The following is a 447-nucleotide window of genomic DNA, read 5'->3' as shown; positions in this document are numbered from 1 at the left end:
TGTCCAAGCGGTCCGAGAGACATAATTAATGATCATAATGGTATATTAGTTGAATATCTATCAGTAGAAAAGTTAGCAGAAGCGATGTCTTTTTGTATCAATAAGTCTTGGAACTATAACGATATATATCATACGACCGAGAAATACTCATTAGAGAAAATTACGAGTCAATATGAAAAATTCATAAAGAGTATTTAATTTAATGAAAAAAATTATTTTTATAGAAAGTTATTATAAGGGACTTTACGGAGCTCCAAAAAGTATGTTGGAGCTAGCTTCTGGATTAAATAGTAAAGAATATTTGGATGTTAGTTTAATTACATCTAAAAACGGCCCGTTAGCTCAGAAGTCCAATGATTTAGGAATAAATTCATTTGTTCTTCCTGTTCCTGAACTGTTGTTAAAGCCAAGAAGTAAATTTAAACTTTACCAAAAGGTTGTATATCC

At 30.2% G+C, this 447-nt stretch carries 2 protein-coding genes; both read left to right on the top strand.

What is annotated here, in order from left to right:
* Nucleotides 1-198 (top strand): hypothetical protein (locus tag IQR33_RS33245; protein ID WP_416222681.1); only part of this gene is annotated, 198 nt, incomplete at its 5' end.
* Nucleotides 199-202: 4 nt separating this feature from the next.
* Nucleotides 203-447 (top strand): hypothetical protein (locus IQR33_RS15735; protein WP_228013928.1); only part of this gene is annotated, 245 nt, incomplete at its 3' end.

Source organism: Vibrio sp. OPT46 (genome assembly GCF_015163535.1).
Lineage (GTDB): Bacteria > Pseudomonadota > Gammaproteobacteria > Enterobacterales > Vibrionaceae > Vibrio > Vibrio alginolyticus.
This window is presented reverse-complemented; position numbering and strand designations above follow the sequence as displayed.